The sequence below is a fragment of the Meridianimarinicoccus sp. MJW13 genome (assembly GCF_014901205.1).
Lineage (GTDB): Bacteria > Pseudomonadota > Alphaproteobacteria > Rhodobacterales > Rhodobacteraceae > Meridianimarinicoccus.
Genome location: NZ_JACNMU010000001.1, coordinates 424,133 through 450,561, shown reverse-complemented (window position 1 = coordinate 450,561; position 26,429 = coordinate 424,133). Strand labels below are relative to the sequence as shown.

Here is a 26,429-nt window from a genome sequence, read left to right as displayed (position 1 = left end):
TCTTGAACGAATCATGCGAAGATCATGCTGAAAGGGAAAGCGTTTTCAGCCTCCCGTCGCGTTGCCTCAGGTGAACTTGCGATCCTTGGGAAAGCCGCGCGGCACCTGACGGCCCACACCCGCCCGTTTGCCCAGCCATTGCGCCACATCGGGTTCGCGGCGGGTCTGCCCGTTCGGCGTCTGCCAGCTGAGTCCCTGTTCCACATCGAAGGTCGTCAGATCGGCCAGACCGCCATCCAGTTCCAGGCTGCCCTGCCGTCCGCGCGCCATGTTGTATTTCTGCAGCCGGACGCCCTTGCCGCGCACCATTTCGGGCAGGTCCTCGACCGGGAAGGCCAGCAGCTTGCCGTTCTGACTGACCACCGCCACGTGATCGCCGCGCACCGGCCGACACAGCGCCGCGCGGGCAGGCTCCTTGACGTTCAGCGCCTGCTTGCCGCTGCGGGTCTGGGCCAGAACCTCGTCCTCGGTCACCACGAACCCATCGCCGGTGGTAGAGGCAAGGATCAGCTTGCGCCCCGGCACATGCAGGAACAGATCGACGATTTCCACGTCGTTGGGCAGGTCCACCATCAGGCGCAACGGCTCGCCCATGCCCCGGCCGCCGGGCAGGCTGACCGCCGACAGCGTGTAGAAGCGCCCGTTTGAGCCGAACACCAGCAGCTTGTCGGTGGTTTCGGCGTGGAAGATGAACCGGCCTTCGTCGCCGTCCTTGAACTTCAGGGCGCTGTCCAGCGCCACGTGGCCCTTCATCGCCCGGATCCAGCCCATTTTCGAACAGACCACGGTGATCGGCTCGCGGTCGATCATGGCTTCCAGCGGCACCTCGGCCACTTCGGTCAATTCCGAGAACTTGGTACGCCGGGCACCGCCGGGCGCCTTGGCACCGAATTTCTTGCGCACCTCGCGCAGTTCATCCGAGATCCGGCTCCATTGCAACTCGTCGCTTTCCAGAAGGTCCACCAGATCGGCGCGTTCCATCAGCAGCGCGTCGCGCTCGTTGCGCAGCTCCATCTCTTCCAGCTTGCGCAGAGAGCGCAGGCGCATGTTGAGGATCGCCTCGGCCTGCACCTCGGTCAGGGTGAATTCCTCGATCAGCTTGGCCTTGGGATGGTCGTCATAGCGGATGATCTCGATCACCCGGTCAAGGTTCAGGAAGGCGACCATATAGCCTTCCAGCACCTCAAGCCGGTGGTCGATCTTTTCAAGCCGATGCTGCGACCGGCGGATCAGCACCTCGCGGCGATGGTCCAGGAACGCGCGCAGAACCTCTTTCAGCGAACAGACCTTGGGGGTGCGCCCGTCGATCAGCACGTTCATGTTCAGCGAAAAGCGGATTTCCAGATCGGACAGGCGGAACAGGGTGCTCATCAGCACATCGGCATCGACGTTACGCGACTTCGGCTCCAGCACGATGCGCACGTCATCGGCGCTTTCGTCCCGCACATCGGCCAGGATCGGCACCCGCTTGGCCTGGATCAACTCGGCCAGCTTCTCGATCAGCTTGGATTTCTGCACCTGGTAGGGGATTTCGGTGACCACGATCTGCCACTGGCCGCGGCCCATTTCCTCGATCTCCCAGCGTGAGCGCAGGCGGAACGCCCCGCGCCCGGTGCGGTAGGTTTCCAGGATGCTATCGCGCGGTTCGACAATGACGCCACCGGTGGGGAAATCGGGGCCGGGGATCAGGTCGACCAGCGTTTCATCATGGGCATTCGGGGCTTTGATCAGATGCAGGCAGGCGGCGCAAAGCTCATCCAGATTGTGCGGCGGAATGTTGGTCGCCATCCCCACGGCGATGCCGCTGGACCCGTTGGCCAGAAGGTTGGGGAAGGCCGCCGGCAGAACTTCGGGTTCCTGCAGCGTGCCGTCGTAATTGTCGCGGTAATCCACCGCATCCTCGGCCAGCCCATCCAGCAGGGCTTCGGCGGCGGCGGTCATGCGGGCTTCGGTGTAGCGGGCGGCCGCCGGGTTGTCGCCGTCGATGTTGCCGAAATTGCCCTGACCGTCGACCAGCGGGTAACGGATCACGAAATCCTGTGCCAGACGCGCCATGGCGTCGTAAATCGCGGCATCGCCGTGCGGGTGATAGTTGCCCATCACGTCGCCCGAGATCTTGGCCGACTTGCGGAAGCCGCCGTTCGATGCCAGCCGCAATTCGCGCATCGCGTAAAGGATGCGCCGGTGTACCGGCTTCAGTCCGTCGCGGGCGTCGGGCAGGGCGCGGTGCATGATCGTCGACAGCGCATAGGTCAGATAGCGGCTGCCGATCGCGCGGCGCAGCGGTTCGGAATGTTCTTGGGGCGTCTCGGGCGTGTCCATGCTGAGGGTTTAGCGGGCAGCGCGGGGGCGGTAAAGCGGCGCTTGCGGGCAAGGACATCCGGGCTAGCTCCATGCTGGTATCTCGGGACAGAATGGGTACGATAATCTGGCGGGTCACGAAGGAAGTGTACAAATGGGGTTCAAGCTGACGGTCCTGCTGGCGATGGCCATCTTCATCGCCTTCTATTTCGCGCCGGAGCCGGACAGCGGCCCGAAACCGCCGCATGTGTTGGAGCGGGCAGCGGAACTGCAGGAAAATGCCCCGCCACCGGTGGACCAGGCGCCGGAGCGTTCCGCGACGGTGACAGAAAGCACCCCCGCATCGGCCCCCGCGAACACGTCGATTTCACCCGACGCATCCCCAGATGCGGCCCCGGTCGAAGAAACAGCAGAATTGCCCGAAGTTTCCGCCGAAGAACTGGCCACGGAACTGGCCGAAAGGCTGCCCGCGCTGGGGCTGGGCGGGTTGAGCGGCTCCGGTACCGCCGGGGCGCTGGCCCTGTCGGATTCCGTGCGCGCCCGCAGCGGGACCGAGGCCGGTGCCGATCTGACCCGCCCCAGTGTCAGTGGCGGCGAGGTGGTCGCGGTGGCGGAAACTGACCCGCTGCCCGAGGCCGAAGATCAGCCCGCACGCGCACAGGTGCTGGGCACGTCGGTCAACCTGCGGGCCGGGCCGTCGGTTTCTGATGCGGTGGTCGGGCGCGTGAATTTCGGTGATGAAGTGGTGCTGCTGGGCGAGGAGCGCGACGGCTGGCGCAGCATCGCGCATCCGGACACCGGGCAGCCGGTCTATATGGCCAGCCGATTCCTGCAACCGCTGCCCTAGGCCCGGCTTGCGAACGCGCTGCCCGCGTGGCAGGTCAGGCCAGCCGCAATGAAAGGGCCGTCCCCGCCATGTCCCGCACGATTCTGATCACCGGGTGCAGTTCCGGCATCGGCGCCCATGCCGCCCGGGCGCTGCACGAGGCCGGGTGGCGCGTGTTCGCCACCTGCCGGGCCGAAGCCGATGCCGCCCGCCTGCGCGACGCGGGGCTGGAAGCCTTGCGGCTGGATTACCGCGACAGCGCCTCAATGACCGCGGCGGTGGACGAGATCCTGTCGCGCACCGGCGGACGGCTGGATGCGCTGTTCAACAACGGCGCCCACGCGCTGCCCGCCCCGGTCGAGGATATCCCGACCGACGGCTTGCGCGATCTGTTCGAGGTCAACTTCTTCGGTTGGCACGAATTGACCCGTCTGGTGCTGCCGGCGATGCGGGCGCAGGGGCAGGGGCGGATCGTCATGTGCTCGTCGGTGCTGGGCTTCGTGCCGGCGAAATGGCGCGGGGCCTATGTGGCCTCGAAATACGCCATCGAGGGCTATTCGGATGTGCTGCGGCTGGAAATGCGCGAGTTCGGCATCCACGTCAGCCTGATCCAGCCCGGCCCGATTCGGACAGATTTCCGAAAGAACGCCATCCTCCAGTTCGAGCGCTGGATCGACTGGCGCAATTCGCCGCGCGCCGCGCAATACGAGGCCAGCCTGCTGGACCTGTTGCACAAGGGTTCGGGCGACAGCCCGTTCCAATTGCCGCCCTCGGCAGTGACGCAGCCGCTGATCCATGCGCTGACGGCGAAACGCCCGCGCCGCCGCTACCGGGTGACGACGCCCACGCGGGTGATCGCCCAGGTGCAGGGGCTGTTGCCCGCCGCGGCGCTGGACCGGTTGTATGATCGGGCGTAAGGCAGCAGGCAAACGCGACGAAAAGGCCGCTCGCAATCCCGGCAGGGCCGACTAGATGCAGCGCATCCGGAGGAAACACGATGCTCAATGATCCCCTGTTTTTCGTGGTCGCAGCGGCCTGCCTCGTGGTGGTGGTCATTCTGGCCATTGGCATCGGTGGTTTTGGCCGGGGCGGCGAATTCAACCGCAAGCACGGCAACCGCCTGATGCGTTATCGCATCGCGGCGCAATTCGTTGCCATTCTTCTGATCCTGGGCTTCGTGGCCCTGCGCCGCATGGGAGGCTGACCATGGTCGTTCTGAACAAGATATACACCCGCACCGGCGACAAGGGCGACACCGCCCTGGGCAATGGCACGCGGGTGCCGAAGAACGCGGCAAGGGTGAATTCCTATGGCACCGTGGATGAGTTGAACGCCACCGTGGGGATGGCCCGGCTGCATGCCGAGGGCGCGATGGACACGCAACTGGCCGCGATCCAGAACGATCTGTTCGATCTGGGCGCCGACCTGTGCCGTCCCGACATGGCCAGCGATGCCGAGGCCGAGTATCCGCCGCTGCGGCTGGCCGCCAGCCAGGTTGACCGGCTGGAGGCCGAGATCGATGCGATGAATGCCAACCTGTCGCCGTTGCGGTCGTTCATCCTGCCGGGCGGCTCGGCGCTGGCCGCACACCTGCATCTGTGCCGCACCGTGGCGCGGCGGGCCGAGCGGCTGGCGGTGGAGCTGGCCTTCGCCGAGGAGGTGAACCCGGCGGCGGTGAAATTCCTCAACCGTCTTTCCGACTGGTTCTTCGTCGCCGCCCGCATGGCCAACGATTCGGGGGCGGCGGATGTGCTGTGGGTGCCGGGGGCGAACCGTTAACGCTCACAGCGCCAAACCCGGGTCTGAAAATGCAGTCCCCACGGAAAGAACGTTGCGGATTCCGGGGCGTTCGGATCGCTTTTTTGCTGTTGAAGCCCCTGTGGATTGTCTAGATCATGCGCCGAAGCAAACGCTGCTGGTGCAGAAAAACGAACGGAGACCGCCGTCATGAAGGTAATCGTACCCGTCAAGCGGGTGATTGACTACAACGTAAAGGTTCGTGTGAAGGCGGACGGGTCGGGTGTGGATCTGGCCAATGTGAAAATGTCGATGAACCCCTTCGACGAAATCGCCGTCGAAGAGGCCATCCGCCTGAAAGAGGCCGGTGTCGCCTCGGAAATCGTCCTGGTGTCCATCGGCGTGAAACAGGCGCAGGAAACCCTGCGCACCGGTCTGGCCATGGGTGCGGATCGCGCGATCCTCGTGGTGGCCGCCGAAGACGTGCACACAGATATCGAACCGCTGGCGGTGGCCAAGATCCTCGCCAAGGTTGTCGAGGAAGAAGCCCCCGGCCTCGTGCTGTGTGGCAAGCAGGCCATCGACAACGACATGAACGCCACCGGCCAGATGCTATCAGCCCTGCTGGGCTGGAGCCAGGCCACCTTTGCCTCGGAAGTGAAGATCGACGGCGACAGTGCGCTGGTCACCCGCGAAGTGGATGGCGGCCTTCAGACCATCAAGGTCAAGATGCCCGCCATCGTCACCGTGGACCTGCGCCTGAACGAGCCGCGCTATGCCTCGCTGCCCAACATCATGAAGGCGAAGAAAAAGCCGCTGGATCAGAAAACCGCCGAAGACTACGGCGTCGACGTGACCCCGCGTCTTGAGGTCGTCAAGACCAGCGAACCGGCGGAACGCGCCGCCGGGATCAAGGTGGGCTCGGTGGACGAGCTTGTGTCGAAACTCAAAGAAGCAGGAGTCGTATAATGGCTGTTCTCCTTCTTGCCGAAGTCACCAATGGCGAACTGGCGCTGGACGCCACCGCCAAGGCCGTGACCGCCGCTGCCCAGATGGGCGAAGTCACCGCGCTGTGTGCCGGGGCCTCTGCCGCCGCCGCTGCCGAAGAAGCCGCCAAGATCGCCGGCGTCACCAAGGTGCTGGTCGCCGAAGATGCCTCGCTGGGCCATCGCCTGGCCGAGCCGACCGCCGCGCTGATCGCCAGCCTCGCGGGCGACTACGACCACATCGTCGCCCCGGCCACCACCGACGCCAAGAACGTGCTGCCCCGCGTGGCCGCGCTGCTGGATGTCATGGTGATCTCGGATGTCTCCGGCGTCGTCGATGCGGACACGTTCGAGCGGCCGATCTATGCCGGCAACGCCATCCAGACGGTGAAGTCGAAAGACGCCAAGAAAGTCGTCTCGGTCCGCACATCGACCTTCGACGTGGCGGGCGAACAGGCCGCAGCCCCGATCGAGACCATCTCGGTCGGCGACAACCCGGCGCTGTCGGAATGGGTCGAGGACAAGGTGGCCGAAAGCGACCGTCCCGAACTGACCTCGGCGGGTGTCGTTGTGTCCGGGGGCCGCGGTGTCGGCTCGGAAGAGGACTTCAAGCTGATCGAAGCCCTGGCCGACAAGCTGGGCGCTGCCGTCGGTGCGTCCCGCGCGGCGGTCGATTCGGGATTTGCCCCGAACGACTGGCAGGTGGGTCAGACCGGCAAGGTCGTGGCACCCGAGCTGTACGTCGCCGTAGGCATCTCGGGGGCGATCCAGCACCTTGCCGGGATGAAGGACAGCAAGGTCATCGTTGCCATCAACAAGGACGAGGAAGCGCCGATCTTCCAGGTCGCCGACTATGGCCTTGTGGCCGACCTGTTCCAGGCAGTGCCGGAACTGACCGAGAAACTGGGCTGATCGCTCAGCTACGCGGCCCTTCGGGGCCGCGTGCGCAACCGGGGCCAGACGCCCTGTTGCCGTGGCTTGGATGCTCGGGTACCACGGCCCGCAACGCCCCTCACGAGAGCCACCGATGACGTTGCTTCGCCTTCTTCCGACCCTGCTGGCCCTTGCGGTCCTGTCCGCCTGTACCACCGAACTGGATCCCGAAATCCAGAAGACGGGTCTGGGGGACTTCAGCCTTGACCGCCTTGTGGTGGTCATGGACGACAAGCCGCAAAGCGGGTTCCATTCCCGCAAGGTGTCCAACGACACGCTGAAGGCGGCGGTGGTCAAGGCGGTCGAGCCGCGCCTGTCGCGCTTTGACGGCGAGGGCAGCTATTCCATCGGCATCAAGGTGCAGGGCTATATCCTGGCCCATCCCGGCGTGCCGGTGCTGCTGGCGCCGCGCTCTACCCTGTTTTTGTCGGTCAACGTCTATGACGACGCGCCGCGCCGCCTGAACCCCAAGCCCGAGAACCTGACCGTCTGGGAAGATGCCGGCGGCGATACGGTGGTGGGCTCCGGCTATACCCAGACCGGCGAGGAGCAACTGGCCGAACTGGCTGACAACGCCGCCATCGAGATCGAACGTTGGCTGCGCGAGAACCCGCAATGGTTCAAACCCAAGCCCGGTGCCGTCCGCGCAGACGCGGCCCCGGACGAAGGCTGAGCCCCACCCACCGCGCCGGGACTGCAACTGGCGCTTGATTTTCCCCGCTGCGCTTTGTAACGAGCGCGCGATGTTAGACCCGGGCACGTTGATCGCCCCAAGGAGGCCATCATGGCAAAGGAAAAGTTTGACCGCAGCAAGCCGCACGTGAACATTGGCACGATCGGCCACGTTGACCACGGCAAGACGACGCTGACCGCGGCGATCACCAAGTATTTCGGTGATTTCAAGGCCTACGACCAGATCGACGGCGCGCCGGAAGAGAAGGCCCGTGGCATCACCATCTCGACCGCGCACGTGGAATACGAGACCGACAACCGCCACTACGCGCACGTCGACTGCCCCGGCCACGCCGACTATGTGAAGAACATGATCACCGGTGCCGCGCAGATGGACGGCGCGATCCTGGTGGTGAACGCGGCCGACGGCCCGATGCCCCAGACCCGCGAGCACATCCTGCTGGGCCGCCAGGTTGGCATCCCGAAGATGGTCGTGTTCATGAACAAGGTCGACCAGGTGGACGACGAGGAGCTGCTGGAGCTCGTGGAAATGGAAATCCGCGAACTGCTGGAAAGCTACGAGTACCCGGGCGACGAGATCCCGATCATCGCCGGCTCGGCGCTGGCCGCGATGGAAGGCCGTGATCCGGAAATCGGCGAGAACAAGATCCGCGAACTGATGGCGGCCGTGGATGAGTACATCCCGACCCCGGACCGCGCCGTGGACCAGCCGTTCCTGATGCCGATCGAAGACGTGTTCTCGATCTCGGGCCGCGGCACCGTGGTTACGGGGCGTGTCGAGCGTGGTGTGATCAACGTCGGCGACAGCATCGAGATCGTCGGCATCCGCGCCACCACCACCACCACCTGCACCGGTGTGGAAATGTTCCGCAAGCTGCTGGACCGTGGTGAAGCGGGCGACAACATCGGCGCGCTGCTGCGCGGCATCGACCGTGAAGGCGTGGAGCGCGGGCAGGTTCTCTGCAAGCCGGGTTCCGTGACCCCGCACACCAAGTTCGAAGCCGAGGCCTATATCCTGACCAAGGAAGAAGGCGGCCGTCACACGCCGTTCTTCGCGAACTACCGTCCGCAGTTCTACTTCCGCACCACGGATGTGACCGGCACCGTGACGCTGCCGGAAGGCACCGAGATGGTGATGCCGGGTGACAACCTGAAGTTCGAGGTCGAGTTGATCGCCCCGATCGCGATGGAAGAAAAACTCCGCTTCGCCATCCGCGAAGGCGGCCGCACGGTTGGGGCAGGGGTCGTTTCCAAGATCATCGAATGATCCAGGTTTGAAGCGCCCCTCTGCGCCTCAGGCATGACGATCAGGGGCCGCACCTTCGGGGGCGGCCCCTTTTTAATGACCGGCGGGGCGGGCGATGGCACCGGCGCGTCATACGGGTCCGGTGGTGAAGCTCAGGGCGGCGCCGTTGATACAGTGCAGCGATGTCTTGCCCACGGTCAGGATGTGGCCCAGATGAGAGCCGCAGCGGCGGCAGTGTGCCTCGATGATGGACAGGACGCGGATGTCGGTCATCCCGACATAGGGATTGCCATCAATCCCCATCAGGATCGCGTTGGGTTCGGCATGCCGGAAGAAGGCCCAGCCGACACCCGGATAGACCTGCCAGACCGAGGAATAGAGGGTCAGGTCGCAGCCCTTGCAAGCATATTGACCTTCATCGTGGGCGTTCCAGAAGGGGCTGGAAAACTTCTCTTCGGTGCCGCCCTCGCGCAGGATGTGGTACTCTGTTTCGCTCAGGCGGGCGCGCCATCCGGCCTCGCTGCGGGTGATTTCGAACTTGAAGTCGTCGCCGGGCGTTTCGGCCGCAGCCGTGCGGATCTGGGCCGCGCCCAGGGCTGCGATGGCCGTGCTGCTCAGAAAGACACGCCTGCTCAGGGTCGGGGCCGTCATGGGGGGTCTCCTTGAAAACGGAACGGGAAGAAATCATGGCTCAGCCTACCGCCCCGACCGGGACACGGAGAAACCACCTCTCGGAGAGCATCTTGTGATCTTCCCGCCGCTTTTGGCTTGCGGCCCGCAGCGAATACGCTTATCCAGCAGGCCGGCCTAGGGGTTTAGCTCAGTTGGTAGAGCATCGGTCTCCAAAACCGAGGGTCGTGGGTTCGAGTCCCTCAGCCCCTGCCAGTCCTTCAGACATCGTGAATACGCGCGCCTTCGGGCGCCCGGCGTTGTCCGGCGATTCCTCGTGACAGGGCGGCACGGCTTTGACAGGCTGTCATGGCGCAATCCACTTCCGGAGGGGCCATGACCGACGCGTTTCTCGACCATATCGGCACCACGCTGGACAGCCTCAGGGCCGACGGGCTGTATAAAACCGAACGCGAGATCACCTCGCCGCAGGGCGGGCGCATCGACGTGCAGCGCAATGGCACCGTGCAGAACGGAGTGCTGAACCTATGTGCCAACAACTATCTGGGACTGGCCGATCATCCGGCCCTGATCGCCGCCGCGAAGTCCAGCTATGACGACTATGGCTATGGCATGGCCTCGGTCCGGTTCATCTGCGGCACCCAGGACATTCACCGCAAGCTGGAGCGTCGCCTGGCCGCGTTTCTGGGCAAGGACGACGCGATCCTGTTTGCCGCCTGTTTCGATGCCAATGGCGGGCTGTTCGAGCCGCTGCTTGGCCCCGAGGATGCCATCGTCTCGGACGCGCTGAACCATGCCTCGATCATCGACGGGGTGCGGCTGTGCAAGGCGCAACGCTATCGCTACGCCAATTCCGACATGGCCGATCTTGAGGCGCAATTGCAGGCCGCCCGCGATGGCGGCGCGCGCTTCGTGATGATCGCCACGGATGGCGTTTTTTCCATGGACGGCTATCTGGCCAAACTGCCCGAGATCACCCGGCTGGCACAGAAATACGATGCGCTGGTGTTGGTGGATGATTGCCACGCAACGGGGTTCATGGGGCCGCAGGGGCGCGGCACGCCCGCGCATTTCGGGGTCGAGGTCGATATCCTGACCGGCACGCTGGGCAAGGCGCTTGGCGGGGCCATCGGCGGCTATATCGCCGGGCCGCAGGCGGTGGTCGATCTGCTGCGACAGCGGGCGCGGCCCTATCTGTTTTCCAACTCGCTGCCGCCGTCGGTGGTGATGGCCGGTCTGGCGGCGCTGGATCTGGTCGAGCAGGGCGACGCCCTGCGGGCGCAACTCTTCGAGAACACTGCCTATTGGCGAAACGGGCTGGAAAGCCTCGGTTTCACCACCTTGCCGGGGGAGCACCCCATCGTGCCGGTGATGCTGGGCGAGGCGCGGCTCAGCCAGGATCTGGCGGCAGCCCTGTACGACCGCGGCGTCTATGTCGCCGGGTTCTTCTTCCCGGTGGTGCCGAAAGGGCAGGCGCGCATCCGCACCCAGATGAACGCAGCACTGACACGCGAGGATCTGGATCAGGCACTGGACGCTTTCGCTGCGGCAGGCCGGGCCGTGGGGGCGCTGTCATGAGCAACCAGATGAAGGCCCTTGTGAAAGCCCGCGCGGAAATGGGCCTGTGGATGGAGCGTGCCCCGGTCCCCGAGATCGGCCCCGACGACGTGTTGATCCGCATCCGCAAGACCGGCATCTGCGGCACCGATGTGCACATCTGGAACTGGGACGACTGGGCCGCGAAGACGGTGCCGGTGCCGCTGATCACCGGGCATGAATTCGCCGGCGAGATCGTCGAACTGGGCCGTGACGTGACCGACCTGAAGGTCGGACAGCGCTGTTCCGGCGAGGGGCATCTGATCGGCCACCATTCGCGCCAGTCGCGGGCGGGCAAGTTCCACCTTGATCCGGAAACCCGTGGCATCGGCGTGAACGAGCAGGGCGCCTTTGCCGAATACCTGCGGCTGCCGGCCTTCAACGTGGTGCCGCTGCCCGATTCGATCCCGGACGAGATCGGCGCCATTCTCGACCCGCTCGGCAATGCCGTGCATACCGCGCTCAGCTTCGATCTGATTGGCGAGGACGTCCTGATCACCGGTGCCGGGCCCATCGGCATCATGGCCGCCGCCGTGGCCCGCCACGTCGGCGCGCGCCATGTGGTCATCACCGACATCAATCCCGACCGGCTGGACCTGGCGCAAGCGGTCACCGATTTGCGCCCGGTCAATGTGGCGAACGAAGACCTGAAGGATGTCATCGCCGAACTGGGGATGCGCGAAGGATTCGACGTCGGCATGGAAATGTCCGGCAACCAGATTGCGCTGGATCAGATGGTCGAAGGCATGGTCATGGGCGGGCGCATTGCCATGCTGGGCATACCGCCCGGAAAATCCCCCGTGGACTGGTCGCGCATCGTCTTCAAGGCGCTGACCATCAAGGGCGTTTATGGCCGCGAGATCTTCGAGACCTGGTACAAGATGATCGCGATGCTGCAGAACGGTCTGGATGTTTCGCGCGTCATCACCCATCGCTACCCGGTGGACGATTTCGTGGAAGGCTTCGAGGTCATGCGCTCGGGCAAGAGCGGCAAGGTGGTTCTGGACTGGGGCTGACGCCCCAGCGCTGCCGCCGGTTTCGTCCCGTGGCGTCGCGCGCAAGAGGGCCGCTTGAATTCCCCGTCCGAAAGGCGTATCTGCCGCCCATTGCGCAAGAAGGACTCCGTAGACGATGGCGAAGACCAACCCTTTCCAGTTCATCCAGCAGGTGCGTGGTGAAGTAGCCAAGATCGTCTGGCCCAGCCAGCGTGAAGTGCTGCTGACCTCGGCCATGGTGCTGGCGATGGCGACGCTGACGGCCATCTTCTTCTTCTTTGTGGACTTCCTGATCCGCAACGGGCTGACGCTCACTCTGAACTTCTTCGGCAGCTGATCCCGCCCCGGCCCGGCGCCCCGACCGACATTGTGACTTGTCATTCGGGCGTCAAAGGTCTAGCACACCGTGTGTTCTGGATGAGGGCGTGCAATGATTCGTGTTGCGCGCCGCTTTTTTCTTCCGGAATGCTTGAAAAAATTACACACGATCAGGGCCTTACGGGGCTCGGCAAGACGACGTAAAGGCGGCGAGCAAGATGGCGAAACGGTGGTATTCGGTCAGCGTTCTTTCGAATTTCGAAAAGAAGATCGCTGAACAGATCCGGACCGAGGCCGTCGAGAAGGGCCTTGAGGACGAGATCGAAGAGGTTCTGGTCCCTGAAGAAGAAGTGATCGAAGTGCGCCGGGGCAAGAAGGTCTCGGTACCGCGTCGCTTCATGCCCGGCTACGTGCTGGTACGGATGGAAATGACCGATCGGGGTTACCACCTGATCAACAGCATCAACCGGGTGACCGGATTCCTCGGGCCCCAGGGCCGGCCGATGCCCATGCGCGATGCCGAGGTGAACCAGATCCTGAACCGCGTCGAAGAGGGCGAGGCCCAGCCGCGCACCCTGATCCACTATGAGATCGGCGAGCGCGTGAAGGTCAACGACGGCCCGTTCGAGGATTTCGACGGCATGGTCGAGGAAGTGGACGAAGACAACCAGCGCCTCAAGGTGACGGTGTCGATCTTCGGGCGCGAAACGCCCGTGGAATTGGAATTCACGCAGGTCACCAAACAGGCCTGACGTGTCAGACGTGGGAGGCTTTCCGGGCGCGCCCGGCCGGCTGAACCACGGCAACCCAAGGCCGCCGACGCGTTGGCGGCTGTTGTAGGGCGGGGCGACCCGCCGCTGGAAGAAGGAGAGGCCTCATGGCCAAGAAACTTGCTGGGAAGATGAAGCTTCAGATCCCCGCCGGCAAAGCGAACCCGAGCCCCCCCGTGGGTCCGGCGCTGGGTCAGCGCGGCATCAACATCATGGAATTCTGCAAGGCGTTCAACGCCAAGACGCAGGAAATGGAAGCCGGCGCGCCGTGCCCGACCGTGATCACCTACTATCAGGACAAGTCCTTCACCATGGACATCAAGACGCCGCCCGCGTCTTACTACCTGAAGAAGGCCGCAGGTCTGAAGCCCGTGGGCAAGCGCAACCGTCCGCGCGGTGCCGAGAACCCCGGCCGCGACACCGTGGCGACCGTGACCGTGGCCCAGCTGCGTGAAATCGCCGAAGCCAAGATGAAAGACCTCAGCGCGAATGACGTTGAAGCCGCAATGAAGATCATCGTGGGCTCTGCCCGCTCGATGGGCATCGAGGTGAAAGGCTGATCATGGCAAAGCTCGGTAAGCGTACAAAGGCAGCCCGCGCTGCTTTTGCAGGTAAAGACAACATCACCGTCGAAGAAGCTGTCGCACTGGTGAAATCCAACGCCAACTCTAAGTTCGACGAAACCGTCGAGATCGCGATGAACCTGGGCGTCGATCCGCGTCACGCAGACCAGATGGTCCGCGGCGTGGTCAGCCTGCCCAACGGCACCGGCAAGACCGTTCGCGTCGCCGTGTTCGCCCGTGGTGCCAAGGCTGAAGAAGCCCAGGCCGCCGGTGCGGATATCGTCGGCGCCGAAGACCTGATGGAGACCATTCAGGGTGGCACCATCGAGTTCGATCGCTGCATTGCGACCCCGGACATGATGCCGGTCGTGGGGCGTCTGGGCAAGATCCTGGGCCCGCGCAACCTGATGCCGAACCCCAAGGTCGGCACCGTGACCATGGATGTCGCCGAAGCCGTGGCCAACGCCAAGGGCGGTGAGGTTCAGTTCAAGGCCGAGAAAGCCGGCGTTGTGCACGCAGGCATCGGCAAGGTGTCCTTCGACGAAGCCAAGCTGGTCGAGAACGTGCGCGCCTTCGTGGCCGCCGTGTCGCGCGCCAAGCCGTCGGGGGCCAAGGGCGCCTACATGAAGAAGATCGCGCTGAGCTCGACCATGGGTCCGGGCGTCAGTGTCGACGTGGATAACGCGGCAGCCGCCGAGTAATCCCGCAAGATCGGGCGGGGCGACCCGCCTGGTGGCAGGGCCGACAGGCCCTGTCCTGTCCGAGACGGAGGGCGTGTCGCTGACCGGGCCGCAAGGCTGCTGAAGCGGGGCTTAATTTCCTTCCCGAGATGGGGAACGAGACATTTCTCTGAGTGCCGCGTGCGGCCCTCGGGCGATCTGCTCGGGACCCTGAGTTGAGGACCCGAACGCTGGGGAAACCCGGCAGAAGTGAGCCGAGGGGGCAACCTCTCAAACTTGGAGTGAAACTGTGGATAGAGCCCAGAAAGAGAAATTGGTCGATGAACTCGGCCAGATCTTCGAAAGCTCTGGCGTTGTAGTGGTTGCACACTACGCGGGTCTCACGGTTGCCGAGATGCAGGATCTTCGGGGGCGCATGCGCGCATCCGGCGGATCCGTGCGTGTTGCCAAGAACAGGCTCGCCAAGATCGCCCTCGAGGGCAAACCCTGCGCAGGCATGGGTGAGCTTCTTACGGGCATGACCGTACTGTCCTATTCCGAGGACCCCGTGGCAGCAGCCAAGGTGGCCGAGGACTTCGCCAAGGACAACAAGAAATTCGAAATCCTTGGCGGGGCAATGGGCGAGACGATCCTGGACCGGGCTGGTGTTGAAGCCGTGTCGAAAATGCCGTCGCGCGAGGAGCTTATTGCCTCCATCGTCGGCTGCATCGGCGCGCCCGCTTCGAACATCGCCGGTGCGATTGGCGCACCTGCTTCGAACATCGCGAGCATCCTTTCGACAATCGAAGAGCGCGGCGAGGCCGCGTGAGATCCCGCGTGTGGAAATCATCGCACGTTGGAACACATCTAAAGATACGGAACAGAGAAAATGGCTGATCTGAAAGCACTTGCTGAGCAAATCGTCAACCTGACGCTGCTGGAAGCACAAGAACTGAAAACCATCCTGAAGGATGAGTACGGCATCGAGCCCGCCGCAGGCGGCGCCGTGATGATGGCTGGCCCGGCCGGCGACGCCGGTGGCGACGCTGCCGAAGAGCAAACCGAATTTGACGTGATCCTGAAAGCCGCTGGCGGCGAGAAGATCAAGGTCATCAAGGAAGTTCGCGGCATCACCGGTCTTGGCCTGAAAGAAGCCAAAGAGCTGGTCGAAGCTGGCGGCAAAGCTGTCAAAGAGCAGGTTTCGAAAGAAGAAGCCGAAGACATCAAGGCGAAGCTGGAAGCAGTCGGCGCCGAGATCGAGCTCAAGTAATCCGTCGGGCCATCTGGCCCGTAGGTTTCAAGATTGGCTGGGCCCGGGGATACTCCGGGTCCAGCTATCCGCGTCTTGGCGAGGCCCTGTTGACAGGGGTTCTCCAAGAAGCGGTCAAAGGTCGGGAGGCACCCCGTGGGAAGGGCGCCAGGCATGGACCGACCGTTTCGATGTTTCAGGGATGCGCCCCGTGGCCCCGGCGGTGGCGGTATTCCGGTGAAACGAAAGGCAACGGCACTTATGGCGCAGACTTATATCGGCCAGAAACGACTCCGCAAATATTACGGCAAGATCCGGGAAGTTCTGGAAATGCCGAACCTCATCGAGGTTCAGAAATCATCCTACGACCTGTTCCTGCGGTCCGGCGACAGCGATATTCCGCTGGATGGCGAAGGCATCAAGGGCGTGTTCCAGTCGGTCTTTCCGATCAAGGATTTCAACGAAACCAGCGTTCTGGAATTTGTCTCGTACGAGCTGGAAAAACCCAAGTATGACGTCGAGGAATGTCAGCAGCGCGACATGACCTACAGCGCGCCGCTGAAGGTGACCCTGCGCCTGATCGTGTTCGATGTGGACGAAGATACCGGCGCCAAGTCGGTGAAGGACATCAAGGAGCAGGACGTGTTCATGGGCGACATGCCGCTCATGACGCCGAACGGCACCTTCGTGGTCAATGGTACCGAGCGTGTGATCGTTTCCCAGATGCACCGTTCGCCGGGTGTGTTCTTCGATCACGACAAGGGCAAGACCCACGCCAGCGGCAAACTGCTGTTTGCCTGCCGCATCATTCCCTATCGCGGCTCGTGGCTGGATTTCGAATTCGACGCCAAGGACATCGTCTTTGCCCGTATCGACCGTCGCCGCAAGCTGCCGGTGACGACGCTGCTCTATTCCCTGGGCATGGATCAGGAAGGCATCTGCGACGCCTATTACGACACCGTTTCCTACAAGCTGGAAAACAGCCGGGGCTGGGCGACGAAGTTCTTCCCGGAACGCGTTCGCGGCACCCGTCCGACCTATGATCTGGTGGATGCAGCCACCGGCGAAGTCATCGCCGAAGCCGGCAAGAAGGTCACCCCGCGCGCCGTCAAGAAGCTGATCGACGAAGGCAATGTCACCGAACTTCTGGTGCCCTTTGACATGATCGTCGGCAAATACGTCGCCAAGGACATCATCAACGAGGAAACCGGCGCCATCTACGTGGAAGCCGGCGATGAGCTGACCTGGGAACTGGACAAGGACGGGGAAGTGACCGGCGGCTCGCTGAAAGAGCTGCTGGACGCGGGCATCACCGAGATCCCTGTGCTGGACATCGACAACATCAACGTCGGTCCCTACATCCGCAACACCCTGGCGGCAGACAAGAACATGAACCGCGACACCGCGCTCATGGACATCTACCGTGTCATGCGTCCGGGCGAGCCGCCCACCGTCGAAGCGGCCTCGGCCCTGTTCGACACGCTGTTCTTCGACAGCGAGCGGTATGACCTGTCCGCCGTGGGCCGGGTGAAGATGAACATGCGTCTTGCGCTGAACGCGGAAGACACCCAGCGCACGCTGCGCAAGGAAGACATCGTCGCCTGCATCAAGGCGCTGGTGGAACTGCGCGACGGCAAGGGCGACATCGACGACATCGACCACCTTGGCAACCGCCGGGTGCGTTCGGTCGGCGAACTGATGGAAAACCAGTATCGCGTCGGTCTGCTGCGCATGGAGCGTGCCATCAAGGAGCGCATGTCGTCGGTCGAGATCGACACGGTGATGCCGCAGGATCTGATCAACGCCAAGCCGGCCGCGGCCGCGGTGCGCGAATTCTTCGGCTCTTCGCAGCTGTCGCAGTTCATGGACCAGACCAACCCGCTGTCGGAAGTGACGCACAAACGCCGCCTGTCGGCGCTTGGGCCGGGCGGTCTGACCCGCGAGCGTGCGGGCTTTGAAGTCCGCGACGTGCACACCACCCATTACGGCCGGATGTGCCCGATCGAGACGCCGGAAGGTCCGAACATCGGTCTGATCAACTCGCTGGCCACCTTCGCCCGCGTCAACAAGTACGGCTTCATCGAAACCCCCTATCGCCGGGTGGTCGAGGGTCACGTGACCGACGACGTGGTCTACATGTCCGCGACCGAGGAAATGCGTCACACCGTGGCGCAGGCCAACGCGACGCTGGATGAAGACGGTAACTTCGTGAACGACCTGGTGAACACCCGCCAGTCCGGCGAATACACCATGGCGCCGCGCGAAAACGTCGACCTGATCGACGTGTCGCCCAAGCAGTTGGTGTCGGTTGCGGCCTCGCTGATTCCGTTCCTGGAAAATGACGACGCCAACCGCGCCCTGATGGGATCGAACATGCAGCGTCAGGCGGTTCCGCTGTTGCAGGCCGAGGCCCCCTTGGTCGGCACCGGGATCGAGGAAATCGTGGCCCGCGACTCGGGCGCGGCCATCGTTGCCAAGCGCGCCGGTATCATTGACCAGGTTGATGCCACCCGGATCGTGATCCGGGCCACCTCTGATATGGCACCGGGCGATCCGGGCGTCGATATCTACCGGATGCGCAAGTTCCAGCGGTCGAACCAGAACTCCTGCATCAACCAGCGTCCGCTGGTGAAGGTGGGGCAGGAAGTCACCAAGGGCGAAGTCATCGCCGATGGTCCGTCCACCGACATGGGGGAACTGGCGCTCGGCAAGAACGTCGTCGTCGCCTTCATGCCGTGGAATGGCTACAACTACGAAGACTCGATCCTGATCTCGGAACGCATCGTGCGGGATGACGTCTTCACCTCAGTGCATATCGAGGAATTCGAAGTCGCCGCCCGTGACACCAAGCTGGGGCCGGAAGAGATTACCCGCGACATCCCCAACGTCGGCGAGGAAGCCCTGCGCAACCTCGACGAAGCGGGCATCGTCTATATCGGTGCCGAGGTTGGCCCGGCGGATATCCTGGTCGGCAAGATCACTCCGAAGGGCGAAAGCCCGATGACGCCGGAAGAAAAGCTTCTGCGCGCCATCTTCGGCGAGAAAGCCTCGGACGTGCGCGACACCTCGCTGCGCCTGCCGCCGGGGGACTACGGCACCATCGTGGAAGTTCGCGTCTTCAACCGTCACGGTGTGGACAAGGACGAACGCGCGATCCAGATCGAGCGCGAGGAAGTCGAACGTCTGGCCCGTGACCGGGACGACGAGATGGCGATCCTCGAGCGCAACATCTATGCCCGTCTGCGCACGCAGATCATGGGCAAGGTGATCGTGAAGGGGCCAAAGGGCGTCAAGCCGGGCTCGGAAGTCACGCCGGATCTGCTGAGCACCCTGTCCAAGGGGCAGTGGTGGCAGTTGGCGCTGGAAGACGAGGCCGAGGCGAAGATCGTCGAGGCGCTCAACGAGCAGTACCAGAACCAGCGCCGTGCCCTGGAAGCCCGCTTCGAGGACAAGGTCGAGAAGGTGCGTCGTGGCGACGACCTGCCGCCGGGCGTCATGAAGATGGTCAAGGTCTTCGTTGCGGTGAAGCGCAAGCTGCAGCCGGGCGACAAGATGGCCGGTCGCCACGGGAACAAGGGCGTGATTTCGCGCGTGGTTCCCATGGAAGACATGCCGTTCCTTGCCGATGGGACCCCGGTCGACTTCGTTCTGAACCCGCTCGGCGTGCCGTCGCGGATGAACGTCGGGCAGATTCTGGAAACCCACATGGGTTGGGCTTGCCGTGGTCTGGGCCTGAGGATCGACGAAGCACTTGGCGATTATCGCCGGACCGGCGACATGACCCCGGTGCGTGATGCGATGCGTCTGGCCTATTGCGACGATGTCTATGAAGAGGGCATCGCCGGCATGGACGACGAGCAGCTGCTGGAAGCGGCGGGCAATGTCACCCGCGGTGTTCCGATCGCCACCCCGGTCTTTGACGGGGCGCGCGAGGAAGGCGTCAACGACGCGCTGAAGCGGGCCGGTTTCGACCAGTCCGGTCAGTCGGAACTGTTCGATGGCCGCACCGGCGAACAATTCGCCCGCAAGGTCACCGTCGGCATCAAGTACCTGCTGAAACTGCATCACCTGGTGGACGACAAGATCCACGCGCGTTCGACCGGCCCGTACTCGCTGGTCACCCAGCAGCCGCTGGGCGGCAAGGCGCAGTTCGGTGGTCAGCGCTTCGGGGAAATGGAGGTCTGGGCCCTGGAAGCCTATGGCGCCGCCTACACCCTGCAGGAAATGCTGACCGTCAAATCGGACGACGTGGCAGGCCGGACCAAGGTCTACGAAAGCATCGTGAAGGGCGAGGACAACTTCGAAGCCGGCGTGCCGGAATCGTTCAACGTTCTCGTCAAGGAGGTCCGGGGTCTGGGCCTCAACATGGAACTCCTGGACGCGGAGGGCGAGGAATAAGGCCGGCGGCGGCGGGGTGAACCCCGCCCTACGCAGCCCGGCAGGGCGGGGATCTCTCCGCCTTCACTCCCCCAAAACGCCCGTATTCTGAGGAAACTCAATGAACCAGGAACTCTCGACCAACCCGTTCAACCCGCTGACCCCGCCGAAGCAATTCGACGAGATCAAGGTGTCGCTGGCCTCCCCCGAACGGATCCTCTCGTGGTCCTACGGCGAGATCAAGAAGCCCGAAACCATCAACTACCGCACGTTCAAGCCCGAGCGTGACGGCCTGTTCTGCGCGCGCATCTTCGGTCCGATCAAGGACTACGAATGCCTGTGCGGCAAATACAAGCGCATGAAGTATCGCGGCGTCGTCTGCGAGAAATGCGGCGTGGAAGTCACCCTGCAGAAGGTCCGCCGCGAGCGGATGGGCCATATCGAACTGGCCTCGCCGGTGGCGCACATCTGGTTCCTCAAGTCGTTGCCGTCGCGCATCGGCCTGATGCTGGACATGACCCTGCGCGATCTGGAACGCATCCTCTATTTCGAAAACTACGTGGTGATCGAACCCGGCCTCACCGATCTGACCTATGGTCAGCTGATGTCGGAAGAGGAGTTCATGGACGCCCAGGACACCTATGGCATGGATGCCTTCACCGCCGGGATCGGCGCGGAAGCCATTCGTGAGATGCTGTCCCAGATCGATCTGGAAGCCGAAGCAACGACTCTGCGTGACGACCTTAAGGAAGCCACCGGCGAGTTGAAGCCCAAGAAGATCATCAAGCGCCTGAAGGTAGTTGAGAGCTTCCTGGAATCCGGCAACCGCCCGGAATGGATGATCCTGACCGTTGTGCCGGTCATCCCGCCGGAACTGCGTCCGCTGGTGCCGCTGGATGGCGGCCGCTTCGCGACCTCGGATCTGAACGATCTGTATCGCCGCGTCATCAACCGCAACAACCGTCTGAAGCGGCTGATCGAGTTGCGCGCACCGGACATCATCATCCGAAACGAAAAGCGGATGCTGCAGGAATCCGTGGATGCGCTGTTCGACAACGGCCGCCGTGGCCGCGTCATCACCGGCGCCAACAAGCGCCCGCTGAAGTCGCTGTCCGACATGCTGAAAGGCAAGCAGGGTCGTTTCCGCCAGAACCTTCTGGGCAAGCGGGTCGACTTCTCGGGCCGGTCGGTCATCGTGACCGGGCCGGAACTGAAACTGCATCAGTGCGGTCTACCCAAGAAAATGGCGTTGGAGCTGTTCAAGCCGTTCATCTATTCGCGCCTTGAAGCCAAGGGGCTGTCTTCCACCGTGAAGCAGGCCAAGAAACTGGTGGAAAAGGAACGTCCCGAGGTCTGGGATATTCTGGACGAAGTGATCCGCGAACATCCCGTCATGCTGAACCGGGCGCCGACGCTGCACCGTCTGGGCATTCAGGCGTTCGAGCCGAAGCTGATCGAAGGCAAGGCCATCCAGCTGCACCCGCTGGTCTGTTCGGCCTTCAACGCCGACTTCGACGGCGACCAGATGGCCGTGCACGTCCCGCTGAGCCTAGAGGCCCAGCTGGAAGCGCGCGTCCTGATGATGTCGACTAACAACGTTCTGTCGCCCGCCAACGGCGCGCCGATCATCGTGCCGTCGCAGGACATGATTCTGGGTCTGTACTATGTGACCCTGCAGCGGGCCGGCATGAAGGGCGAAGGCATGATCTTCGCCGATGTGGAAGAAGTGCAGCACGCGCTGGACAGTGGCGAAGTGCATCTGCACGCCAAGATCACCGCACGGATCAAGCAGATCGGTGAAGACGGGCTTGAGATCTACAAACGCTTCGAAACCACGCCGGGCCGGGTCTTGCTGGGGGCATTGCTGCCGCTGAACGCCAAGGCGCCCTTCGATCTGGTGAACCGCCTTCTGCGGAAGGGCGAGGTTCAGCAGGTCATCGACACCGTCTACCGCTATTGCGGTCAGAAAGAGTCGGTCATCTTCTGTGACCAGATCATGACCATGGGCTTCCGCGAAGCCTTCAAGGCCGGCATTTCCTTCGGCAAGGACGACATGGTCATCCCCGACAGCAAGTGGACAATCGTCAATGCCGTGCGCGACCAGGTCAAGGAGTTCGAACAGCAGTACATGGACGGCCTGATCACACAGGGCGAAAAGTACAACAAGGTCATCGACGCCTGGTCGAAGTGTTCTGACACCGTGGCCGACGCCATGATGTCCGACATCTCTGCCATGCGGGTCGAGGATGGGGTCGAGCAGGAACCGAACTCGGTCTACATGATGGCCCACTCCAAGGCGCGGGGGTCGCCCGCTCAGATGAAACAGCTGGGCGGGATGCGCGGTCTGATGGCCAAGCCCGACGGCTCGATCATCGAAACGCCGATCATCTCGAACTTCAAGGAAGGTCTGACCGTTCTTGAATACTTCAACTCGACCCACGGCGCCCGGAAGGGCCTTGCGGATACCGCGTTGAAGACAGCGAACTCGGGCTATCTGACCCGTCGTCTGGTGGACGTGGCGCAGGACTGCATCGTGCGGTCGCACGATTGCGGCACCGACAAGGCGATCACCGCCGAGGCGGCCGTCAACGACGGCGAAGTCGTGGCGACCCTGGGTGAGCGTGTTCTGGGCCGCGTGGCCGCGGATGACGTTCACGTGCCGGGCACCGAAGAGGTGATCGTGGCGGCGGGCGAATTGATCGACGAACGGCGTGCCGATCAGATCGAAAGCGCGGGCGTGGCCAAGATGCGCATCCGCAGCCCGCTGACCTGTGAAGCGGACGAGGGCGTCTGCGCGGCCTGCTACGGTCGTGACCTTGCACGCGGTACCCTGGTCAACCAGGGCGAGGCCGTGGGCATCATCGCGGCCCAGTCGATCGGCGAACCGGGCACCCAGCTGACGATGCGGACCTTCCACATCGGCGGCATCGCACAGGGTGGCCAGCAGTCGTTCCAGGAAGCCGGTGCCGAGGGCAAGATCGAGTTCCGCAACCCGGCGCTCGTGACCAACTCCAGTGGCGAAGCCATCGTCATTGGCCGGAACATGCAGATGGCGATCATCGGCGACGACGGCGAGGAGCGGGCCAGCTTCAAGATCGGCTACGGCACCAAGATCCTGGTCAAGGACGGGGCCGCCGTTGGCCGCGGCGACAAGCTGTATGAATGGGATCCCTATACACTTCCCATCATCGCCGAGAAGAGCGGTCAGGCGAAATTCGTCGATCTGGTTTCGGGCATCTCGGTGCGCGAAGATACCGACGATGCCACGGGCATGACCCAGAAGATCGTCTCGGATTGGCGGTCGGCGCCGAAAGGCAGCGACCTGAAGCCCGAGATCATCATCATGGATCCCGAGACCGGCGAACCGGTACGCAACGATGCCGGCAACCCGGTCAGCTATCCGATGTCGGTGGACGCGATCCTGTCGATCGAAGAAAGCCAGGATGTTCATGTGGGCGACGTCGTTGCGCGGATCCCGCGCGAAGGCGCCAAGACCAAGGACATCACCGGGGGTCTGCCGCGGGTGGCCGAGCTTTTCGAAGCCCGCCGTCCGAAGGACCACGCCATCATCGCCGAGATCGACGGCTACGTCCGCTTTGGCCGCGACTACAAGAACAAGCGCCGTATCTCGATCGAGCCTGCAGATGAGAATCTGGAGCCGGTGGAATACATGGTGCCCAAGGGCAAGCACATCCCGGTCGTCGAGGGCGATTTCGTCCAGAAGGGCGACTACATCATGGATGGCAACCCCGCGCCGCACGACATCCTGCGGATCATGGGCATCGAGGCGCTGGCCGACTACCTGATCAACGAAGTGCAGGACGTCTATCGCCTGCAGGGCGTGAAGATCAACGACAAGCACATCGAGGTGATCGTGCGGCAGATGCTGCAGAAGTTCGAGATCCTCGACAGCGGCGAGACCACGCTGCTGAAGGGCGAGCATGTCGACAAGGCCGAGCTGGACGAAATGAATGAAAAGGCGCTGGCCGACGGACGTCGCCCGGCCGAGGCGGAGCCGATCCTTCTGGGGATCACCAAGGCCTCGCTGCAGACCCGCTCGTTCATCTCGGCGGCGTCCTTCCAGGAGACCACCCGCGTGCTGACCGAAGCTTCGGTTCAGGGCAAGCGCGACAAGCTGATCGGTCTGAAGGAAAACGTCATCGTGGGCCGTCTGATCCCGGCGGGCACCGGCGGTGCCAGCCAGCGCGTGCGCCGCATTGCCGGCGAGCGCGACCAGAAGGTCATCGAACAGAAGCAGGCCGAGGCCGAAGCGGCGCTGGCGCTGCAGGCGCCGGAAGGCGAAGGTCTGGGCGATGTCTTTGGGGATGCACCCGGCGACACCCTGGTGGACACACCGGAGCGCGGCGAGCTCTGATCGCCCGCTGACACGCACAAGGAACCCCGCCCGGAACAGGGCGGGGTTTTTCATTGGTCGGCTTTCGCGGCTGGCCTGACGATCCAGGGAACCCTGCCGTGCCTGCTTTGGCCGAAGACAGCTCTGTTGCCAGCCGCAACCTGCGCGGCGCCTTCCTGATGACCCTCTCGATGGCGGCCTTCGTCGGCAATGACGCCTGCATGCGGGCCATGGCCGGGACCCTGCCGGTCGCGCAGATCCTGGTTTTGCGCGGTGGCTTGACCGCGCTGATCCTGCTGGCGCTGGCCATCCACGGCGGCATCCTTGTCCAGCTTTTCCGTCTGGAACGCCGGGGCTGGGCACTGGTCGCCCTGCGCAGTTTTGCCGAAATCTGGACCGCCTTCAGCGTGCTGATCTCGTTGCAGCACCTGAGCCTGTCCACATTTACCGCGATCATCCAGGCCGGGCCGCTGTCGGTGGCGCTGGCCGGGGCGGTGTTCCTGAAAGAGCCGATAGGCTGGCGCCGTCTGGTGGCGATCCTGATCGGTTTTGGCGGGGTGATGATCATCATCCGGCCCGGCACCGAGGTTTTTGACATCTGGTCACTGGCGGGCCTGTCGGCGGTGGCCGGGTTTACGCTGCGCGATCTGGCCGCGCGCCGCGTTCCGGCGCATTTCTCTCCGATTCTGACAGCGCTGTGCGGCGCCATCGCGGTTTTGCTGGCGGCGGCGGTGATCAGCCCGGCGGTGACCTGGCAGATGCCGACCCCGTCGCTGTGGGTGGGGATTGTGGCGGCGGCGGTGTTCTCGGCGGCGGCCTATATCCTGGCGGTGCGCTGCATGCAGGTGGGCGAGATCGCCTTTGTCATGCCCTTCCGCTACACCGGCCTGCTGTGGGCGCTTCTGCTGGGCGTGCTGTTCCTTGGCGAACGCCCGGATCTGCTGACCCTGGTCGGGGCGGCGATCGTGCTCGCCACCGGCGGATTCACCCTGTATCGCGAGCATCAGGCCCGCCGACGCAGCCGTCAGACGTGATCCGGCGCGCAGAGCGCCCGCTGGATGTTGACACCCCCTGCGACTCTGTCTATACGCCGCGCAATCGGGTGGGGTTTTCCCTGTCCTGACCCAAGATTAGTCGTGGTCATGATCCGAACGCTTGGCGCTCCGATCCTCTGGAACCCGCCGCATCGCCCCTGAATGCAGGAGGCGGGAGCGGCTTTTTCGCTTGTCCGTATATCAATCGGGCAGCGCCACGAGATAAGAAATGAACCGCGCGTCGTCTTGGCGTGCACCGACAAGACGAACGATGAGCAAAGCGGAGTACGAACCGGAATGCCAACGATCCAACAGCTGATCCGCAAACCGCGGCAGCCGAAAGTGAAACGCTCCAAGTCGCAGCACTTGGAATCCTGCCCCCAGAAGCGCGGCGTCTGCACGCGCGTCTACACCACCACGCCCAAAAAGCCGAACTCGGCCATGCGGAAGGTGGCCAAGGTGCGTCTGACCAACGGCTATGAAGTCATCAGCTACATTCCGGGTGAAAGCCACAACCTTCAGGAACACTCGGTGGTCCTGATCCGTGGCGGCCGTGTAAAAGACCTTCCCGGTGTCCGTTATCACATCCTGCGCGGTGTTCTGGATACCCAGGGCGTCAAAGACCGTAAGCAGCGCCGCTCGAAATACGGCGCCAAGCGCCCCAAGTAAGGAGAGACGCACATGTCCCGCCGTCACGCTGCCGAAAAGCGCGAAGTCCTGCCCGACGCCAAATATGGCGATCGCGTGCTGACCAAATTCATGAACAACCTGATGGTCGACGGCAAGAAGTCCGCCGCCGAGCGCATTGTCTACAATGCCTTCGACCGGGTTGAAGCCAAGCTGAAGAAGGCCCCTGTCGAGGTTTTCCACGAAGCTCTGGAAAACATCCAGCCGTCGGTCGAAGTGCGGTCGCGTCGTGTGGGTGGTGCCACCTACCAGGTGCCCGTCGAAGTGCGCCCCGAGCGCCGTGAGGCCTTGGCCATCCGCTGGTTGATCATCGCTGCCCGCAAGCGCAACGAGAACACGATGGAAGAGCGCCTGGCCGGCGAACTGATCGACGCCGTGAATGGCCGCGGCACCGCTGTGAAAAAGCGTGAAGACACCCACAAGATGGCCGACGCCAACAAAGCGTTCAGCCATTACCGCTGGTAAACAATACTCC

The 26,429-nt window shown here is 63.4% G+C and carries 23 protein-coding genes and 1 tRNA gene; 22 read left to right on the top strand and 2 right to left on the bottom strand.

Annotation, left to right across the window (positions count from 1 at the left end; all coding sequences use genetic code 11):
- Positions 1-66: 66 nt before the first annotated feature.
- Positions 67-2,322, bottom strand: coding sequence for a DNA topoisomerase IV subunit A (parC, locus tag H8B03_RS02165; RefSeq protein ID WP_193139806.1), 2,256 nt, complete (start codon positions 2,320-2,322; stop codon positions 67-69).
- Positions 2,323-2,455: 133 nt separating this feature from the next.
- Here parC and H8B03_RS02160 point away from each other — a divergent pair, with 133 nt between their 5' ends.
- The 8 genes from H8B03_RS02160 to tuf all read left to right on the top strand — a co-directional run bounded on the left by H8B03_RS02160 (position 2,456) and on the right by tuf (position 8,743).
- Positions 2,456-3,148, top strand: a complete 693-nt coding sequence (locus tag H8B03_RS02160; protein WP_193139804.1) for an SH3 domain-containing protein — start codon at positions 2,456-2,458, stop codon at positions 3,146-3,148.
- 68 nt (positions 3,149-3,216) lie between these two features.
- Positions 3,217-4,044 (top strand): SDR family NAD(P)-dependent oxidoreductase, encoded by an 828-nt coding sequence (locus H8B03_RS02155; RefSeq protein ID WP_193139802.1) that lies wholly within the window; start codon positions 3,217-3,219, stop codon positions 4,042-4,044.
- 80 nt (positions 4,045-4,124) lie between these two features.
- On the top strand, positions 4,125-4,331 hold the full coding sequence (locus H8B03_RS02150) for a twin transmembrane helix small protein (RefSeq protein WP_193139799.1): 207 nt from the start codon (positions 4,125-4,127) through the stop codon (positions 4,329-4,331).
- Between the two features lie 2 nt (positions 4,332-4,333).
- On the top strand, positions 4,334-4,906 hold the full coding sequence (locus tag H8B03_RS02145) for a cob(I)yrinic acid a,c-diamide adenosyltransferase (protein ID WP_193139797.1): 573 nt from the start codon (positions 4,334-4,336) through the stop codon (positions 4,904-4,906).
- A gap of 168 nt (positions 4,907-5,074) precedes the next feature.
- Positions 5,075-5,833: an electron transfer flavoprotein subunit beta/FixA family protein gene (locus tag H8B03_RS02140; RefSeq protein WP_193139795.1), complete on the top strand. Its 759-nt coding sequence runs from the start codon at positions 5,075-5,077 to the stop codon at positions 5,831-5,833.
- Positions 5,833-6,762 (top strand): electron transfer flavoprotein subunit alpha/FixB family protein, encoded by a 930-nt coding sequence (locus H8B03_RS02135; protein WP_193139793.1) that lies wholly within the window; start codon positions 5,833-5,835, stop codon positions 6,760-6,762. Before H8B03_RS02140 ends, H8B03_RS02135 begins: the two co-directional genes overlap by 1 nt.
- 115 nt (positions 6,763-6,877) lie before the next feature.
- Complete coding sequence (locus tag H8B03_RS02130) at positions 6,878-7,456, top strand: hypothetical protein (protein ID WP_193139791.1); 579 nt, start codon at positions 6,878-6,880, stop codon at positions 7,454-7,456.
- Between the two features lie 111 nt (positions 7,457-7,567).
- The gene (tuf, locus tag H8B03_RS02125; RefSeq protein WP_193139789.1) at positions 7,568-8,743 is read left to right on the top strand and encodes an elongation factor Tu; all 1,176 of its coding nucleotides are present in this window, start codon (positions 7,568-7,570) and stop codon (positions 8,741-8,743) included.
- Between the two features lie 108 nt (positions 8,744-8,851).
- Here the strand turns inward: tuf and H8B03_RS02120 are convergent, their stop codons facing one another.
- Entirely contained in the window at positions 8,852-9,373 is a 522-nt protein-coding gene (locus H8B03_RS02120) for a peptide-methionine (R)-S-oxide reductase (protein WP_193139787.1), read from the bottom strand.
- 158 nt (positions 9,374-9,531) lie between these two features.
- Here H8B03_RS02120 and H8B03_RS02115 point away from each other — a divergent pair.
- The 14 genes from H8B03_RS02115 (at position 9,532) to rpsG (ending at position 26,419) form a co-directional block, all read left to right on the top strand.
- Positions 9,532-9,607 (top strand) — tRNA-Trp (locus H8B03_RS02115).
- Positions 9,608-9,727: 120 nt separating this feature from the next.
- Positions 9,728-10,930 carry a glycine C-acetyltransferase gene (locus tag H8B03_RS02110; protein WP_193139785.1) on the top strand — a complete coding sequence of 401 codons (1,203 nt, stop codon included), beginning with the start codon at positions 9,728-9,730 and terminating at the stop codon, positions 10,928-10,930.
- An 8-nt stretch (positions 10,931-10,938) separates the two neighbouring features.
- Entirely contained in the window at positions 10,939-11,964 is a 1,026-nt protein-coding gene (gene tdh, locus H8B03_RS02105) for an L-threonine 3-dehydrogenase (protein ID WP_193140128.1), read from the top strand.
- Between the two features lie 115 nt (positions 11,965-12,079).
- On the top strand, positions 12,080-12,280 hold the full coding sequence (gene secE / locus H8B03_RS02100; RefSeq protein ID WP_193139783.1) for a preprotein translocase subunit SecE: 201 nt from the start codon (positions 12,080-12,082) through the stop codon (positions 12,278-12,280).
- Between the two features lie 199 nt (positions 12,281-12,479).
- Complete coding sequence (gene nusG, locus H8B03_RS02095; RefSeq protein ID WP_193139781.1) at positions 12,480-13,013, top strand: transcription termination/antitermination protein NusG; 534 nt, start codon at positions 12,480-12,482, stop codon at positions 13,011-13,013.
- A 125-nt stretch (positions 13,014-13,138) separates the two neighbouring features.
- Complete coding sequence (gene rplK, locus H8B03_RS02090) at positions 13,139-13,591, top strand: 50S ribosomal protein L11 (protein WP_193139779.1); 453 nt, start codon at positions 13,139-13,141, stop codon at positions 13,589-13,591.
- A 2-nt stretch (positions 13,592-13,593) separates the two neighbouring features.
- Positions 13,594-14,295: a 50S ribosomal protein L1 gene (gene rplA / locus H8B03_RS02085; RefSeq protein WP_193139777.1), complete on the top strand. Its 702-nt coding sequence runs from the start codon at positions 13,594-13,596 to the stop codon at positions 14,293-14,295.
- A 268-nt stretch (positions 14,296-14,563) separates the two neighbouring features.
- Positions 14,564-15,082 carry a 50S ribosomal protein L10 gene (gene rplJ, locus H8B03_RS02080; protein WP_193139775.1) on the top strand — a complete coding sequence of 173 codons (519 nt, stop codon included), beginning with the start codon at positions 14,564-14,566 and terminating at the stop codon, positions 15,080-15,082.
- Between the two features lie 60 nt (positions 15,083-15,142).
- Positions 15,143-15,523 (top strand): 50S ribosomal protein L7/L12, encoded by a 381-nt coding sequence (gene rplL, locus H8B03_RS02075; protein ID WP_193139773.1) that lies wholly within the window; start codon positions 15,143-15,145, stop codon positions 15,521-15,523.
- 240 nt (positions 15,524-15,763) lie between these two features.
- A complete protein-coding gene (gene rpoB, locus H8B03_RS02070) occupies positions 15,764-19,900 on the top strand; it encodes a DNA-directed RNA polymerase subunit beta (protein WP_193140126.1) in 4,137 nt (1,378 codons plus the stop codon).
- Between the two features lie 100 nt (positions 19,901-20,000).
- Entirely contained in the window at positions 20,001-24,254 is a 4,254-nt protein-coding gene (gene rpoC / locus H8B03_RS02065) for a DNA-directed RNA polymerase subunit beta' (RefSeq protein WP_193139771.1), read from the top strand.
- Positions 24,255-24,352: 98 nt separating this feature from the next.
- Positions 24,353-25,267 (top strand): DMT family transporter, encoded by a 915-nt coding sequence (locus H8B03_RS02060; RefSeq protein WP_193139769.1) that lies wholly within the window; start codon positions 24,353-24,355, stop codon positions 25,265-25,267.
- 297 nt (positions 25,268-25,564) lie between these two features.
- Positions 25,565-25,936 carry a 30S ribosomal protein S12 gene (rpsL, locus tag H8B03_RS02055; protein ID WP_008331617.1) on the top strand — a complete coding sequence of 124 codons (372 nt, stop codon included), beginning with the start codon at positions 25,565-25,567 and terminating at the stop codon, positions 25,934-25,936.
- Between the two features lie 12 nt (positions 25,937-25,948).
- Entirely contained in the window at positions 25,949-26,419 is a 471-nt protein-coding gene (gene rpsG / locus H8B03_RS02050; RefSeq protein ID WP_193139767.1) for a 30S ribosomal protein S7, read from the top strand.
- Positions 26,420-26,429 lie beyond the last annotated feature (10 nt).